At 66.5% G+C, this 15,126-nt stretch carries 15 protein-coding genes; 12 read left to right on the top strand and 3 right to left on the bottom strand.

Annotation, left to right across the window (positions count from 1 at the left end; genetic code table 11):
• Positions 1-20 precede the first annotated feature (20 nt).
• On the bottom strand, positions 21-845 hold the full coding sequence (locus CRP50_RS09770) for an IS5 family transposase (protein ID WP_097278946.1): 825 nt from the start codon (positions 843-845) through the stop codon (positions 21-23).
• Between the two features lie 83 nt (positions 846-928).
• On the opposite strand from CRP50_RS09770, the gene CRP50_RS09765 reads away from it, so the two are divergent.
• Positions 929-1,978: a response regulator gene (locus CRP50_RS09765; protein WP_141415100.1), complete on the top strand. Its 1,050-nt coding sequence runs from the start codon at positions 929-931 to the stop codon at positions 1,976-1,978.
• A gap of 123 nt (positions 1,979-2,101) precedes the next feature.
• On the opposite strand, the gene CRP50_RS09760 is transcribed toward CRP50_RS09765, so the two are convergent.
• Positions 2,102-2,698, bottom strand: a complete 597-nt coding sequence (locus CRP50_RS09760; RefSeq protein WP_097278944.1) for an NYN domain-containing protein — start codon at positions 2,696-2,698, stop codon at positions 2,102-2,104.
• 207 nt (positions 2,699-2,905) lie between these two features.
• Between CRP50_RS09760 and folK the strand changes: the two genes are divergently transcribed.
• From folK to parC, 11 genes are all read left to right on the top strand, one after another.
• On the top strand, positions 2,906-3,445 hold the full coding sequence (gene folK, locus CRP50_RS09755; protein ID WP_097278943.1) for a 2-amino-4-hydroxy-6-hydroxymethyldihydropteridine diphosphokinase: 540 nt from the start codon (positions 2,906-2,908) through the stop codon (positions 3,443-3,445).
• Between the two features lie 73 nt (positions 3,446-3,518).
• A complete protein-coding gene (gene rpoZ / locus CRP50_RS09750; protein ID WP_097278942.1) occupies positions 3,519-3,980 on the top strand; it encodes a DNA-directed RNA polymerase subunit omega in 462 nt (153 codons plus the stop codon).
• 123 nt (positions 3,981-4,103) lie between these two features.
• Positions 4,104-6,290, top strand: coding sequence for a RelA/SpoT family protein (locus tag CRP50_RS09745; protein ID WP_097278941.1), 2,187 nt, complete (start codon positions 4,104-4,106; stop codon positions 6,288-6,290).
• Positions 6,291-6,432: 142 nt separating this feature from the next.
• Complete coding sequence (locus CRP50_RS09740) at positions 6,433-7,047, top strand: DUF2062 domain-containing protein (protein ID WP_097278940.1); 615 nt, start codon at positions 6,433-6,435, stop codon at positions 7,045-7,047.
• Positions 7,048-7,087: 40 nt separating this feature from the next.
• The gene (gene acpS / locus CRP50_RS09735) at positions 7,088-7,507 is read left to right on the top strand and encodes a holo-ACP synthase (RefSeq protein ID WP_097278939.1); all 420 of its coding nucleotides are present in this window, start codon (positions 7,088-7,090) and stop codon (positions 7,505-7,507) included.
• A gap of 105 nt (positions 7,508-7,612) precedes the next feature.
• Positions 7,613-8,353 (top strand): signal peptidase I, encoded by a 741-nt coding sequence (lepB, locus tag CRP50_RS09730; protein WP_097278938.1) that lies wholly within the window; start codon positions 7,613-7,615, stop codon positions 8,351-8,353.
• Between the two features lie 3 nt (positions 8,354-8,356).
• Positions 8,357-9,052, top strand: coding sequence for a ribonuclease III (rnc, locus tag CRP50_RS09725; RefSeq protein ID WP_097278937.1), 696 nt, complete (start codon positions 8,357-8,359; stop codon positions 9,050-9,052).
• Entirely contained in the window at positions 9,049-10,164 is a 1,116-nt protein-coding gene (era, locus tag CRP50_RS09720) for a GTPase Era (RefSeq protein ID WP_097278936.1), read from the top strand. The genes rnc and era overlap by 4 nt, the downstream gene beginning before the upstream one ends.
• A gap of 30 nt (positions 10,165-10,194) precedes the next feature.
• Positions 10,195-10,416, top strand: a complete 222-nt coding sequence (locus CRP50_RS09715) for a hypothetical protein (RefSeq protein WP_097278935.1) — start codon at positions 10,195-10,197, stop codon at positions 10,414-10,416.
• Between the two features lie 10 nt (positions 10,417-10,426).
• A complete protein-coding gene (gene recO, locus CRP50_RS09710) occupies positions 10,427-11,161 on the top strand; it encodes a DNA repair protein RecO (protein WP_097278934.1) in 735 nt (244 codons plus the stop codon).
• 51 nt (positions 11,162-11,212) lie between these two features.
• The gene (gene parC / locus CRP50_RS09705; protein ID WP_097278933.1) at positions 11,213-13,453 is read left to right on the top strand and encodes a DNA topoisomerase IV subunit A; all 2,241 of its coding nucleotides are present in this window, start codon (positions 11,213-11,215) and stop codon (positions 13,451-13,453) included.
• An 86-nt stretch (positions 13,454-13,539) separates the two neighbouring features.
• Here the strand turns inward: parC and CRP50_RS09700 are convergent, their stop codons facing one another.
• Positions 13,540-15,126: a TRAP transporter large permease gene (locus CRP50_RS09700; RefSeq protein WP_097278932.1), complete on the bottom strand. Its 1,587-nt coding sequence runs from the start codon at positions 15,124-15,126 to the stop codon at positions 13,540-13,542.

The following is a 15,126-nucleotide window of genomic DNA, read 5'->3' as shown; positions in this document are numbered from 1 at the left end:
TTAGAGTCCGTTTGAGAATGTCAGGGGTGGCAGATCCTGCGGACGAGTAGGTTGCCCATTGCGAGGAAGATCATTGCCTCGGACACGTCGATACGTTGCTCGTAATCGCGGACGAGGCGGCGGTACCGGGTCAGCCAGCCGATGCTACGCTCAACCACCCAGCGACGCGGGATGACCTTGAACCCAGGATCGGTGTCGGAGCGGCGCACGACCTCGACGACGAAATCGAGGAAGGCGGCCTTGTCGAGCAGCTTGCGGCGGTCGTAAGCGCCATCAGCGAAGAAGTGCTTCACCCACGGCCAGCGCTTGCGGATGGCGTCGAGGATAGGCATTGCCCCGGCGCTGTCGGAAATATCTGCCGTGGTCAGGTTAACGGCGAGCAGCCGCCCATCTGTGTCCACCGCGATGTGCCGCTTGCGACCGACGATCTTCTTTCCCGCGTCGTAACCGCGCTTGTCAGCCATCGGGGCTTTGATGGTCTGGCTGTCGATGACGCCTGCCGTCGGGCTGGCCTCCCGTCCGGCGCGCTCGCGGTCGATCATCAGCGCCACGTCATGGATGGTGCGAAACAGCAGAGAACGCACAAAACGCCGGAACCACCAATAGACCGTCTGCCACGGTGGGAAATGGACCGGCAACATCCGCCACTCGCAACCGGACCGAACCATGTAGCGCAAGGCGTTCACCACCTCGCGCAAATCGGTCGTCCGCTTGCGCCCACGCCCCGAAGGCTGCGGCAGAAAAGGCTCCAGCGCGCCCCATTCCTCATCGGTCAGGTCGCTGGGATACCGTTTCGTCTTCTTTTCAATGGCCGCCATGCGGCTGCGCGTCGATGTGTTCCACATCGACAGCTTGAATCATCCCCGCCTCAGGCGCTCAAGCCTTTTTCAAACAGCCTCTTAGAAGTTTCAAATTCCGCGATTTATCGGTGGATCTTGACGCTCAGCCCGTCAGCGGTGGGTTTTCTGACAGCATTACGGACGAATCGGCAGATAAGCTCGCATCGGAGGAGGGCTGCGAGTGGAAAATATCATTTCTCTGGATGTGCGAAAATGACATTATTATTATGAAGCTGCAGAAGGATGATATTTTAGAGTTCATTTACAGAGAGATTGAGGCGCATCCGCTCATGTTTGAGGCCTCATTTTCTTTTTTGCCACTGAATTATGACGACTTAATCGTAATGCTCAGCTTTGACGGTGCACGGCATCTGAAAGTCGAGAGAGTGCTTCCTCCGGAGCTTGCGTTTCCGCAGAATGAGCCGTGGGCGATAGCCGTTGCTGCTTATCGCAAGACGGCTGACTTGCCCTACAGATCAGAATCTCGGTGGCTACTGCGTCGTCAGAACAGGCGTGCCACCCTGAAAAAATTTGCGGAACTACTAAGACGGGTGGGCGAGGTGCCTGTGATGGCAGGGTGCGAACATCTCACTGGTTTAGTTAATGAGGCAGAGGATCGTTTGCTTCAGGGTGACTACAGTGGCGCTGTCGCTCGACTTGAAGCAGCTCTTTCCAGTGTGCATAAGCTTTTGCTTCGCTATACGCCCGGACAATGCGTGGGAGGGCGAGAAAATTCATTCAAGAACGCTGATAATCCGATTGGTAAGGTGCTTATTGTCGACGATCACCCTTTGGTCGGAAAGGCTCTCGCAAAGATAATTACTGATCGCTATCCCGTTGAGGTCGTTCATTACGATCGAGGTAAGGGCGCATTGGTATCTGCTGTGGGCACGGAATATCTTGCAGTTATTTTGGATATGCGTATGCCTGATATGGATGGTATCGTGATGATGAAAACCATGAAGATGACAGGCATGAGAAGCAAGTTTATTATTTTTTCGGCGCATGGCCCCGAAAGCGATGGGCGGACTGGTTATGATGCGTGGATAGAAAAATCTTTTGGTGATGCGCGAATTTATGAGGTCCTCGACACTATACTTGTACCACAGGAATCACAGCCTTGCGCCGCGCCTCACTGATTGACACGGCTCCTTTCACTTGAGTTGTGAATGCCGCGGCTGCAGGGCGAGGCGGCGTAACCGCCGCCTCATGAGTTGTCGCGCACACTGCTTCGAGCACAATAACCACCCTCAGATATTGGATCAGTCGTCAGCCTGTCCTCGAGCTGATCCAACGACTGGCGGAGAGACCGCCTGCTGCTGGCGGTGCGGCACGATGCGGCTGATGGAGGCTTCGAGGTCCAGCAGCTCCACGAAGTTGTCGGCCTGGCGGCGCAATTCGTCGGCCACCATGGGCGGCTGCGACCGCACCGTGGACACCACCGTCACCCGCACGCCCTTGCGCTGCACCGCCTCCACCAGGCGGCGGAAATCGCCGTCGCCCGAGAACAGCACGATGTGATCGACGTGCTCGGCCATCTCCATGACGTCGATGGCCAGCTCGATGTCCATGTTGCCCTTGATCTTGCGGCGGCCGGCGGCGTCGGTGAATTCCTTGGTCGGCTTGGTAACCATGGTGTAGCCGTTGTAGTCCAGCCAGTCGACCAGGGGGCGGATCGGCGAATACTCCTGGTCTTCCACGAGAGCGGTGTAGTAGAAGGCGCGAATGAGCCGCCCCTTGGCGGCGAACAGCTCCAGCAGGCGCTTGTAGTCGATGTCGAAGCCCAGCGAGCGCGCCGCGGCATAGAGGTTGGAGCCGTCTATGAACAAGGCTATGCGTTCCGACGGGTAAAAGATCATTGTCGGCAATCCTTCTGAAATGACTTCGTCGCCAATCGACGGTCCGCCGCAGCGGACGAAATGGAGAACATTCATGGCCCGCGCCATTATTCCGCGAGCCACGGCGCCGGTCGTTCAACCGCAGCCGTGCCCTGAGGGTAAGGTCGCGACCCGGGCGGCGCAAGACGGCACCTCCCCAAGCTGCATACGTTTCCAGGAGGAGTTGCGTTGACTCCCGATCGCCCGATCCTCGTCGCGCTGGGCGCCAACCTGCCCAGCCGCTTCGGCGGCCCCATGGATACCCTGCGGGCCGCCCTGGCCGCCCTCTCCGAACGGGGGGTGGCGGTGGCGGCCTGCTCGGCCTTCTACCGCACGCCGCCGTGGCCGCCGGGCTCGGACCAGCCGGACTACGTCAACGCCGTGGCGCGGGTGACGACGGCGCTCGGCCCGGTGGAGCTGCTGGCCTGCCTGCATTCGGTGGAGGCCGACTTCGGGCGCGTGCGCAGCGTCGCCAACGCCGCCCGTCCGCTCGACCTCGACCTGGTGGCGCACGGCGCCGTGGTGATGGACGGCAACGTCGTGGTGCCGCACCCGCGTCTCGCCGACCGGGCCTTCGTGCTGCTGCCGCTGCGCGACGTGGCGCCGGATTGGGTCGATCCGCGGACGGGCAGGGCCCTTCCCGACCTGCTCGCCGCCCTGCCGCGGGCCGACGTCGAGAGCTGCGAGCGCCTGTCCGACGCGCCCGCCGGGCTTGTGAAAGCCCCATAATTCCTTGCCTTCGCCGCTGCCGCCCCATATATAGTCTGCTTCCTTTCCGTCCTTCGTGTTTTTGGAGTGCTCGATGGCCCGCGTTACCGTCGAAGACTGCGTCCTCAGGGTTCCCAACCGCTTCGAGCTCGTGCTGCTCGCCGCCCAGCGGGCGCGTGACGTCACCGCCGGCGCGCCGCTGACCGTGGACCGCGACAACGACAAGAACCCCGTCGTGGCCCTGCGCGAGATCGCCGACGAGACCGTCCAGACCGAGCCGCTGCGCAACGGGGTCATTCAGAGCCTGCAGCGCCACGTCGAGGTCGACGAGCTGGAAGAGGACGAGTTCGAGCAGCTCGAAGCCCGCCAGCTGTCTTCGGAACTCGGTGACGCCTCCGAGCTCGAGGAAATCGATGCCGACGCCCTGACCATCGAGGAAGAGAGCTCGACGCTGGACGAAGAGTCCGACGCCCTCTCCGCCGAGGACATGGGCGCCGAAGAGGCCATCGACGACACCGAGGGCGCGACCGACGACGAAGCGGACGAGGAGCTCTGAGTCCCGTCCGGAGGTGATGATGGCGCACGAGGGGTGCACCCGACATAGGGCTTCGGCCCGACCCCTCACCGGCAGCATTCCGGCTCTCGGTGGTGCCGCCGGCATGGCGGAGGGTATTTCGCCATGATGCGCCAATTCGAACTGGTGGAGCGGGTCGGTTCCTACGACCCGCAGGCGGACGAAGACGCGCTGAACCGCGCCTACGTCTTCGCCATGAAGATGCACGGCTCGCAGTTGCGGGCCTCGGGCGACCCCTATTTCTCCCACCCCGTCGAAGTCGCCGGCATCCTCACCGACTACAAGCTGGACAGCGCCTCCATCATCACGGCGCTGCTGCACGACACCATCGAGGACACGCCGGCCACCCTCGAAGAGATCGAGAAGCTCTTCGGGCCGCAGGTCGCGCGTCTGGTGGACGGCGTCACCAAGCTCACCCGCATCGAACTGACCTCGGATTCGGCCAAGCAGGCGGAGAACTTCCGCAAGCTGCTGCTCGCCATGTCCGAGGACATCCGCGTGCTGCTGGTCAAGCTGGCCGACCGGCTGCACAACATGCGCACGCTCCACTACATCAAGAAGCCGGAGAAGCGCCAGCGCATCGCCGCCGAGACCATGGAGATCTACGCGCCGCTCGCCGAACGCATCGGCATGGATGCGTGGAAGATGGAGCTCGAAGACCGCGCCTTCGCCGAGCTGCACCCGGACGCGCGCGAGTCCATCATGACCCGCCTCAAGTACCTGCGCGAGCAGGGTGGCGATCTGGTCACGCGCATCCTGGACGAGCTGAACAAGGTCCTGAAGGAGAACGGGCTCGACAGTGTCGAACTGTCGGGCCGCGAGAAGACGCCCTACAGCATCTGGCGCAAGATGCAGATGAAGGACGTGGCCTTCGAGCAGTTGTCCGACATCATGGCCTTCCGCGTCATCGTCGACAGCGTCGAGGACTGCTACCGCGCGCTCGGCGTGATCCACGGCTCGTACCCGATGGTTCCGGGGCGGTTCAAGGACTACATCTCGACCCCCAAGCCCAACGGCTACAAGTCGCTGCACACGGGCATCATCGGGCCGGAGAAGCACCGCATCGAGGTGCAGATCCGCACCCGCCAGATGCACGAGATCGCCGAGCTGGGCGTGGCGGCGCACTGGTCCTACAAGCAGGGCAGTTCGCCCAACATGGAAGGCCGCCAGTACCGCTGGCTGCGCGAACTGCTGGAGATCCTGGAGCACGCCTCCGGTCCCGAGGAGTTCCTCGAGCACACCAAGCTCGAGATGTTCCAGGACCAGGTGTTCTGCTTCACGCCCAAGGGCGACCTCATCGCCCTGCCGTCGGGCGCCTGCCCGGTGGACTTCGCCTATGCGGTCCACACCCAGGTCGGCGACACCTGCGTCGGCGCCAAGGTCAACGGCCGCATGGTGCCACTGCGCACGGTGCTGAAGAACGGCGACCAGGTGGACGTCATCACGTCCAAGGCGCAGACGCCGTCGCCAGAATGGGAGCGGTTCGTCGCCACCGGCAAGGCGCGCGCCCGCATCCGCCGCTTCATCCGCAGCCAGGCCCGCGCCCAGTACGTGGAACTGGGCCGCCAGCTGCTGCAGCGGACCTTCAAGCACGAAGGCTACGACCTGACGGAAAAGGGCCTGGAGGGCGTGTTGCGCCGCTTCAAGGCCGATTCGGTGGAAGACCTGCACGCCATCGTAGGCGAGGGCACCCACACGGCGCAGGAAGTGCTGACGGCGGTCTATCCCGGCGTCAAGCAGTCGCGCATCGAGAACGTGGTGCAGTTCTTCCGCCGCAAGCGGAGCCACCCGTCGCCGGCCGAACACCGGCCCATGGACCGCGAGCCCAAGGCGGTCGGCATCGGCGCGCTGCACATCAAGGGCCTGATCCCCGGCATGGCGGTGCACTACGCCCGTTGCTGCCATCCGCTGCCCGGCGACCGCATCGTCGGCATCGTCACCACCGGGCGCGGCGTCACCATCCACACCATCGACTGCGACCAGCTGGAGCAGTTCTCCGACGAGCCGGAACGCTGGCTCGACCTCGCCTGGGAAGGCGAGAGCGGGGCGCGCACCCACATCGGCCGCGTCAAGATGGTGGTGGCCAACGAGCCGGGCACCCTCGGCACCCTGTCGACGGTGATCGCCAAGAACCTCGGCAACATCACCAACCTGAAGATCCTAAACCGCACCACCGATTTCTTCGACATGCTGATGGACATCGAAGTGCGGGACGTGAAACACCTGACCAACATCATCGCGGCGCTCCGCGCCAACGCCGCGGTGAACACCGTGGAGCGGGCGCGGCAATAATCGAGCTTCGGCGGAGCGGGGGCGGCGCGTCGAGCCGCCACCGCCGACCGTACGGGCCTAGCGAGCAAGCCTACCCCCGTCACCCCGCCGCCGGCGCGAGCCCAGCGGCGTCCCGCCCGGCCCCGAGACCCTGCCGCCTCCGATGTTCAAGCGCCGCGTCCCCAAGACGTTCATCCTCAAGATGCGGGACTTCTTCTGGCCGCGCCTCGGCTGGCGGCGGTCGGGCCGCCTCTATGCCCTGAAGCTCTACCGCCTGCAGGGGTCGGCGGGCGCCATCGCCGCCGGCTTCGCCTGCGGTGCGGCGGTGTCGATCCTGCCCATGGTGGGCTTCCACTTCCTGCTGGCGGCGGCCCTCGCCTGGGCGCTCCGCGGGAACATCATCGCATCCGCCATCGGCACGGTGGTCGGCAACCCCTGGACCTTCCCCTTCATCTGGGTGGCGAGCTGGCACACCGGCAACTTCCTGCTGGGCGGCCAGGCGCAATCGGTGCATCACTTGGACTTCGCCGACCTGTTCCATGCGTTGTGGCAGGGCGTGGTCACGCTGGACGGGCCGCTGCTCATGCAGGGCGTGTGGCCGGTGTGGTGGCCCATGTTCGTCGGCTCGCTGCCGTGGGCGGTGGTGACGTGGTTGCTGTTCTACCTGCCCATCAAGCGCGTGCTGGCGTCCTACGACCGCCTGCGCACCATGCGCCGCCTGGAACGCCTCGCCGCCCTCACGGGCGGGCAGGGTACGGCCCGCGAGGCGGAGAAGTGACCGTGACGCCCGCCCATCCCGAACACGGAGGACACCCGCGATGATCATCGGCCTCGGTTCCGACCTCATCGACATCCGCCGCATCGAGCAGACGCTGGAGCGCTTCGGCGAGCGGTTCATCCGCCGCATCTTCACCGACACGGAAATCGCCAAGGCCGAACGCCGCAAGGGCGCCGGCAAGCAGTACGCCGGCACCTACGCCAAGCGCTACGCCGCCAAGGAGGCCGCCTCCAAGGCCCTCGGCACCGGCTTCCGGCGCGGCGTCTACTGGCGCGACATGGGGGTGGTCAACCTGCCGAGCGGCCAGCCGACGGTCGTGCTCACCGGCGGGGCCGCCGAACGGCTGAAGGAAATCACGCCGCCGGGCATGAGGGCGCAGATCAACTTGACGCTCACCGACGAATATCCTATCGCCGAAGCCATGGTGATCATCACCGCCGTGCCGGCCGACAAGGCCTGATCGGCGGTGCGCCTTGACATGGCCCGCATCCGGCGCTTTGATCGCGGCGGTTGCGATTTTCGTGTTTGTTCGAAATTCCTTTGTTAATCAACAAGGTGAAGGCACTTGTTCAGCGAGAAGAAGAAGTCGGGCGGCTTCGGCGAGACGATCCGCACGGTCATCTACGCCGTCCTGATCGCCGTCGTCGTGCGCACGGTGGCCTTCGAGCCTTTCAACATTCCCTCGGGGTCCATGATCCCGAGTCTCCTCATCGGCGACTATCTGTTCGTCTCCAAGTACTCCTACGGCTACAGCCGCTACAGCTTCCCCTTCGGCATGCCGCCGTTCGACGGGCGCGTGCTGGCGGACGAGCCGCAGCGCGGCGACGTGGCGGTGTTCAAGTTCCCGCGCGACAACAAGACCGACTACATCAAGCGCGTCGTCGGCCTGCCCGGCGACCGCATCCAGATGCAGGCCGGCCGCCTGGTCATCAACGGCGAGGTGGTGCCGCGCGAGCGCATCGAGGACTACGTGGAGCGTGACCCGCTGGGCAACACCCGGCGCTTCGCCCAGTACATCGAGACGCTGCCGGGCGGCACCCAGCACCGCATCATCGAGATGGGCGACGACCGCATGTCCGACGACACGCGCGAGTTCGTGGTGCCCGACGGGCATTATTTCATGATGGGCGACAACCGCGACAATTCCGACGACAGCCGCGGCAATGTCGGCTTCGTGCCCTTCGAGAACTTCGTCGGCCGCGCCGAGGTGCTGTTCTTCTCCACCGACGGCACGGCGCGCATCTGGGAGCTCTGGAAGTGGCCGGGCTCCATCCGCTGGTCGCGGTTCTTCGACGCGGTGGGCTGACCGATGGCGGCAAGCGGTTCCACGCCCGACCGGGCGCGGCTGGAAGCGGCCCTCGGCCACACCTTCGGCAATCCCCGCCTGCTGGCGGAGGCGCTGGCCCATCGCAGCGGCGGCGGGCCGTTCCCGGTGGGCTACGAGCGGCTGGAGTTCCTCGGCGACCGGGTGCTCGGCCTGATCGTCGCCGACATGCTGCTGGCCCGCTACCCGACGGAAGCCGAAGGCCAACTCGCCCGCCGGCACGCCGCCCTGGTGCGCAAGGAGGCTCTGGTGGTGGTGGCCGACGGCCTCGACCTCGGCGCCCACGTGAGCCTGTCGCGCGGCGAGGAGGAGGCGGGGTCGCGCAATTCGGCGAGCCTCAAGGCCGACATCTGCGAAGCGGTCATCGGCGCCCTATATCTGGATGGCGGCATCGAAGCCGCCCGTCGGTTCGTGGAACGGCGCTTCACGCCGCTCATGGAAGCGGAGCTGAAGCCGCCCAAGGACGCCAAGACCGCCCTGCAGGAATGGGCGCAGGGGCAGGGCAAGCCGCTGCCGGTCTACCGTACGGTGGAAACCGTCGGACCGGCGCACGAGCCGCATTTCGTGGTGGAGGTGGCCGTCGACGGGGTGGCGCCGGCCACCGGTACCGGTACTTCCAAGCGCAAGGCGGAACAGATGGCCGCCGAGGCGCTGCTCGACAAGGTGACGAAGACAGCATGACCGACGACGATACCCCGGACGGCCGCCGCCCCGAGGACGCCCCCGCGGCGCCCACCGAAGCCGACGCGGCTTCCGAAGACGCCCGCGAACCCGAGGACGACGTCCTGGACGGCGACCTCGAATACGACCTCGGCGACGAGGACGAGGACTTCGAGGACGACGAGGACTTCGACGGCGAAGACGAGGACGGCGAGGCCGACGACGAGGAAGACGCCGAGGGCCCGACCCGGGCCGGCTTCATCGCCGTGCTCGGCGCCCCCAACGCGGGCAAGTCGACGCTGGTCAACACCATCGTCGGCGCCAAGGTGACCATCGTCTCGCCCAAGGTGCAGACCACGCGCTCCATCGTGCGCGGCATCGCCATGAAGGGGCAGACGCAGCTCATCTTCGTCGACACCCCGGGCATCTTCGAGCCGAAGAAGCGCATGGAACGCGCCATGGTCTCCGCCGCCTGGAACGGCGCGCAGGATGCCGACCAGGTGCTGCTGGTGGTCGACAGTCGCCGCGGCTTCAGCGACGACGTGAAGCGCATCGTCGACGGCCTCGGCCGCACCAAGCGGCAGGCGATCCTGGCGCTCAACAAGGTGGACGCCATCGAGCGGCCGAAGCTGCTCGCCCTGGCCCAGGAACTCTACGAGACCAGCGTGTTCTCCGAGGTCTTCATGATCTCGGCGCTGACCGGCAGCGGCGTGAAGGATCTGGTGCGCCTGCTCGCCAAGCGCATGCCGGAAAGCCCGTGGCTGTTCCCCGAGGACGAAATCTCCGACCTGCCGCAGCGCCTGCTGGCGGCGGAAATCACCCGCGAGAAGCTGTTCCTCAACCTGCACCAGGAACTGCCCTACGCCGTGACCATCCACACCGAGGGCTGGGAGGAGCGCAAGGACGGGTCTGTGCGCATCGACCAGACCATCTTCGTCATGCGCGAAAGCCAGCGTTCCATCGTGCTCGGCAAGCAGGGCCGGCAGATCAAGGCCATCGGCGCCGCCTCCCGCGAGGAACTGGAGGCGCTGCTGGAGCGTCGCGTGCACCTGTTCCTGCACGTGAAGGTCAAGGAAGACTGGGCCGAGCGGCGCGACACTTACGCCGAGTGGGGCCTGGACTTCGACTCGTAAGGGCAGGGACGGCGAGGCGAGGGCGGTCCCATGGGCGGCAGCGTTCTGAACCCGTATCATCTGGCGGCCGGGGTCATGTTCCTCGGCCTCGGGGTGCTGCTGCTCGGGGCGCTGATCGTCATGCGCGAGCGCCTCGCCCGCGCCGGCCTCGCCGCCACCAAGGCGCAACGCGGGGCCGAGGCGCTGCTCACCGTCGGTGGGGTATCGGCCATGATCCTCGGCCTGGGCGCCCTGGCGCTCGGCGTGCTCTAGGGCCGCCGCGGTGGAATGGCGGGACGAGGGCATCGTGCTGACGGCCCGCCGCCACGGCGAGACCAGCGCCGTCGTCCACCTGCTCACCCGCGACCACGGCCGCCACGGCGCGCTGGTGCGCGGCGCCGCCGGCAAAGGCTCGCGCGGCCTGTGGCAGCCGGGCAACCGCGTCGACGCCACCTGGCGCGGGCGGCTGGAAGAACACCTCGGCACCTTCACCGGCGAACTGCTCGACGCCCGTGCCGCCGGGCTACTCGGCGACCGCACCCGGCTCGCCTGCCTGGCGGCCGCCTGCGCCCTGGCCGAAACCGCCCTGCCGGAGCGCGAGCCGCACCCCCTGCTGTTCGAAGGCCTGCGCCTGCTCACCGACGCCCTGGTGCGCGACGACGGCTGGCCGCCGCTTTACGTGCGGTGGGAACTGGTGCTCATGGCCGAACTCGGGTACGGCCTCGACCTGTCGGAATGCGCCGCCACCGGCGCGACGGAGGATCTCGCCTGGGTCAGCCCGCGTTCGGGCCGCGCCGTCAGCCGCGCCGCCGGTGCCGCCTACGCCGACCGCTTGCTGCCGCTGCCGCCCTTCCTGCTGGGCGCGGCGGCGGAGTCCGGGGTCGAGCCCGACGCCGAGGCGGTGCGCCAGGGCCTCCGGCTGTCCGGCTACTTCCTGGAGCGCCGCCTGTTCCCGGCGCTGGACCGGCCGGTGCCGGGGGCGCGGGCACGATTTCTTGACCGCATGGCGGGCCGATAGCCTATATTTTGCGCCCAACGCCCCAGAAACACCGGGAAACAGTACCTGCCGATGACCACCAAGCCCGCGAAACCCGAGGACATCCGCGTCGAACCGCTGGAGAAGGCGCTGAGCGAGCGGTACCTCGCCTATGCGCTGTCGACCATCGTCTCGCGCTCGCTGCCCGACGTGCGCGACGGCCTGAAGCCGGTGCACCGCCGCCTGCTGTTCGCCATGCGGCAGCTGAAGCTCGACCCCAACGCCGGTTTCAAGAAATGCGCCCGCGTGGTCGGCGACGTCATCGGTAAGTACCACCCGCACGGCGACAGCGCCGTCTACGAGGCCATGGTGCGCCTCGCGCAGGAATTCGCCGTTCGCTATCCGCTGGTCGAAGGGCAGGGCAACTTCGGCAACATCGACGGCGACAACCCGGCGGCCATGCGCTACACGGAAGCGCGCCTGACCGAGGTCGCCATCGCCCTGCTCGACGGGCTGGACGAGAACGCGGTCGACTTCCGCTCCACCTACGACGGCGAGGAAGAGGAACCGGTGGTCCTGCCGGCCGCCTTCCCCAACCTGCTGGCCAACGGCGCCTCGGGCATCGCCGTCGGCATGGCCACCAACATCCCGCCGCACAACGCCGGCGAGCTGTGCGACGCGCTGCTGCACCTCATCAAGAAGCCGGACGCCGAGACCATCGACCTGCTGGCCTATGTTAAGGGCCCCGACTTCCCGACCGGCGGCGTGCTGGTGGAGACGGCCGAGGCCATCCGCGAGGCCTATGCCACCGGCCGCGGCGGCTTCCGCCTGCGGGCGCGGTGGGAGGTGGAGAAGCTGTCCCACGGCCTGTGGCACATCGTCATCACCGAGATCCCCTACCAGGTCCAGAAGTCCAAGCTCATCGAGCGCATCGCGGAGCTGCTGAACCAGAAGAAGCTGCCGATCCTCGGCGACGTGCGCGACGAGTCGGCGGAAGACGTGCGCGTGGTGCTGGAGCCGCGGTCGCGCACCGTCGACCCCGACGTGCTCATGGAGCACCTGTTCAAGCAGACCGACCTGGAGATCCGGTTCGGCCTCAACATGAACGTGCTCGACGGCGAGAATGTGCCGCGCGTCATGTCGCTGAAGGAGGTGCTGCGCGCCTTCCTCGACCACCGGCACGAGGTGCTGGTGCGCCGCAGCCGCCACCGGCTGGACAAGATCAACCACCGCCTGGAAGTCCTGGAAGGCTACCTCGTCGCCTACCTGAACCTCGACGAGGTGATCCGCATCATCCGCGAGGAGGACGAGCCCAAGCAGGAGCTGATGCGCGTCTTCGGCCTCACAGACGTGCAGGCGGAAGCCATCCTCAACATGCGCCTGCGGTCCTTGCGCAAGCTGGAGGAGATGGAGATCCGCCGCGAGCACGACAGCCTGTCGGGCGAGAAGGCGGACATCATCACCCTGCTCAACGACGAGGGCGTGCGCTGGAAGACCATCGCCGACCAGATCCGCGACACCAAGAAGAAGTTCGGCCAGCATACCGCCCTCGGCCGCCGCCGCACCGAAATCGGCGATGCGCCGTCCGCCGTGGTGGTGCCGCTGGAGGCGCTGGTGGAGCGCGAGCCCATCACCCTCATCCTGTCGGAGAAGGGCTGGCTGCGCGCCGTGAAGGGCCACAACGCCGTCACCGGCGACGACACCACCAAGTTCAAGGAGGGCGATGCCCTCAAGATGACCCTGCACGCCCAGACCACGGACAAGATCCTCATCCTGGGCAGCAACGGGCGCTTCTACACCGTCACCGGCGACCGCGTGCCGCGCGGCCGCGGCTTCGGCGAGCCGGTGCGCCTGATGGTCGACCTGCCCAACGACAGCGACATCGTCGCCATGCTGGTCTACGTGCCCGGCCGCAAGCTGCTGCTCGCTTCCGACGGCGGCCGCGGCTTCCTGGTGGCCGAGGACGACGTCGTCGCCCAGACCCGCGCCGGCAAGCAGATCCTCAACGTCGCCGACAAGGAACGCGCTACCCACGTGGTGCCGGTGGAGGAAGGGCAGGACAGCGTCGCCGTGGTCGGCGACAACCGCAAGCTGCTGGTCTTCGCCCTGGAGGAAGTGCCGGAGATGGCCCGCGGGCGCGGCGTCATCCTGCAGAAGTACAAGGACGGCGGCCTGCGTGACCTCATGCTGTTCAAGGCGGCCGACGGCCTGTCGTGGCGCCTCGGCGAGAAGACCCGCACGGAAACCGACCTGACGCCGTGGATCGGCAAGCGGGCCTCCAGCGGCAAGCTGCCGCCGGCCGGCTTCCCCCGTTCGGGCCGCTTCACCGGCTGATCCCGCCGACCCCGTACCCCGCAAGAGAAAAGGCCCCGGAGCACATGCTCCGGGGCCTTTCTCGTTGCCGGCGGGTGCCGTCGGCCTCAGCCGAAGATCACCTTGGGCAGCCAGGTCGCCAGCTCGGGGAACAGGGCGAGGATGCCCAGCGCCAGCACCTGGATGATCACGAAGGGAATGATGCCTTTGTAGATGTGACCGGTGGTGATGCTCGGCGGGGCGACGCCGCGCAGGTAGAACAGCGCGAAGCCGAAGGGCGGCGTCAGGAACGACGTCTGCAGGTTCATGGCCATCATGACGCCGAGCCACACCGGGTTGATGTCCATCTTCAGCAGGATCGGGCCGACGATGGGCACGACCACGAAGACGATCTCGATGAAGTCGAGGAAGAAGCCGAGGACGAACATCACCAGCATCACCACCAGCATGGCGGTGAACACCCCGCCCGGCAGGTTGGTGAGGAACTCGTGCACCATGTCGTCGCCGCCGAAGCCGCGGAACACCAGCGAGAACAGGCCGGCGCCGACGATGATGATGAACACCATGGACGTCACCGACAGGGTGGACGACATCACCTCCATCAGGGTGTTGTTGTCCCACACCTTCTTCAGGCTGGCGATCAGGCCCCAGGCGATGGCGGCGCAGCAGATCATGGCGACTACGATGCCCACCCAGTCGCCGGCCGGGATCTCGTTGCGGGCGACGCGCAGGTCCATGAAGGACGTCAGCACCAGCACCAGCACCAGCGCGCCGGTGGCGGCGTAGATGGACCACGCCGGACCATCCGTCAGGCGCTGGCCGGCCAGCAGCACGGCGCCGACGGCACCCACGGCGGCCGCTTCGGTCGGCGTCGCGACGCCGCCGAGGATGGACCCGAGCACGGCGATGATGAGCACCACCGGCGGGATCAGGGCGTGCAGCAGCGTGCTCCAGCCGCCGCCCGAGTCGCCGCCGACCCGTTCCTCGGCCGGAATCGCCGGCGAGGCGTTGGGGCGGAGCAGGGCGACGATCAGCTGGTAGACGATGTAGAGCCCGACCAGCATCAGGCCCGGGATCAGCGCGCCGGCGAACAGGTCACCGACCGACACCGGCTCCGGCGACCAGTTGCCGAGGGCGCGCTGGGCGTCCTGGTAGGCGTTGGAGATCTGGTCGCCGAGCAGCACCAGCACGATGGACGGCGGGATGATCTGGCCGAGCGTGCCGGCGGCGCAGATGGTGCCGCAGGCGAGCTTGGGGTCGTAGCCGCGGCGCATCATGGTCGGCAGCGACAGGAGGCCCATGGTCACCACGGTGGCGCCGACGATGCCGGTGGAGGCCGCCAGCAGCGCGCCGACGATGGTGACCGAGATGCCGAGGCCGCCGCGCATGGGGCCGAACAGCTTGCCCATGCTCTCCAGCAGTTCCTCGGCGACCTTGGAGCGTTCGAGCATGATGCCCATGAACACAAACAGCGGCACCGCGATCAGCACGTCGTTGGTCATGCTGCCGTAGATGCGCTGCGGCATGGCGGCCACGAAGGCCATGTCGAAGGCGCCGTAGAACCAGCCGGCGATGCCGAACAGCAGCGCCACGCCGCCCAGGGTGAAGGCGACCGGGAAGCCGAACAGCAGCACGATGACCGTGCCGAGGAACATGAGCCCGGCGAAGACTTCCTTTTCCAGCATGGTGGCCAT

The sequence above is a fragment of the Caenispirillum bisanense genome, assembly GCF_900230255.1.
GTDB lineage: Bacteria > Pseudomonadota > Alphaproteobacteria > Rhodospirillales > Rhodospirillaceae > Caenispirillum > Caenispirillum bisanense_A.
This window is presented reverse-complemented; position numbering and strand designations above follow the sequence as displayed.